This window comes from Streptomyces sp. NPDC048434, from assembly GCF_043200375.1.
Taxonomy (GTDB): Bacteria; Actinomycetota; Actinomycetes; order Streptomycetales; family Streptomycetaceae; genus Streptomyces.
The window spans coordinates 1-1,117 of sequence record NZ_JBICXQ010000098.1 but is presented as its reverse complement, the minus strand read 5'-3'; the positions used below and the strand labels follow the sequence as shown (position 1 = coordinate 1,117).

1 protein-coding gene is annotated in these 1,117 nt (G+C 67.4%); it reads right to left on the bottom strand.

Annotation, left to right across the window (positions count from 1 at the left end; translation table 11 throughout):
- A partial coding sequence (locus ACGFWI_RS39040) for an acyltransferase domain-containing protein (RefSeq protein WP_393910807.1) occupies positions 1-1,076 on the bottom strand: 1,076 nt, incomplete at its 3' end.
- Positions 1,077-1,117: the final 41 nt, after the last annotated feature.

Genomic DNA, 1,117 nt, shown 5'->3' with positions numbered 1-1,117 from the left:
ACCTTCACCGCCCGACCCTCGTCGGCGGTCACCGCGGCCCAGTCCACCTCCACACCAGCCGCATACAGACCAGCCAGCGCACGCAGCGCCGTCTCCGGCTCGTCCTGACCACCGCGCAACGCCGGGACCCACGTCCCCGCATCCCCATCAGCCATCGCCGACAGCGCACCATCCGGACCCAACTCGGCAAACACACCCACACCCTGGGCCCGCATCGCCTCCACCACATCGTGATAACGGACCGTATCCCGCACATGCCCCACCCAATAGGCAGGATCCGTCACATCCGCACCCGGGACACCCGACACCAACGCGATCCGCGGCTCACGACAGGTCACCCCGTCCAGGACCGCGGCGAACTCCTCCAGCATCGGATCCATCAACGGCGAATGAAACGCATGACTGACCCGCAGCCGACGAGCCCGCCCACCACGCTCCCGCCACAACCCCGCCAGCTCATCCACCACCGACTCAACACCCGAAATCACCGTCTGCCGGGCACTGTTAACCGCCGCAACCGCCACACCCTCACGACCCGCAACCAACTCGGCGACCTGCTCCGACGACGCATCCAGAGCAGCCATCGCCCCACCCGCCGGCAACTCCTGCATCAAACGGCCCCGCGCCGCCACCACCGCACACGCATCAGCCAGATCCCACACCCCGGCCACATACGCCGCCGTGACCTCACCGATCGAATGCCCCGCCACACACTGCGGCACCACACCCCACGACGACCACAACCGGAACAACGCCACCTGCACCGCAAACAAACCCGCCTGCGCAAACACCGTCCGGTCCAACTCCGGACCACCAGCCGCGATCACCTCACGCAACGAACCAGGCCCAGGCAACAACCCGTCCAGCTGAGCACACACCTCGTCAAACGCCCGCGCAAACACCGGGAACGCCTCATACAACCCAAGGCCCATCCCCACACACTGCGAACCCTGCCCCGAGAACACCACCGCAACCCGGCCATCACCAGCAGCACCCGTCACCACACCAGGCACCACCTGACCCACAGCAGCAGCGCTCAGCCCCTCCAACAGCCGGTCACGGTCCTGGCCGACCACCGCCAGACGGTGCGAGAACGCCGTCGTCCGCGTCACCGCCA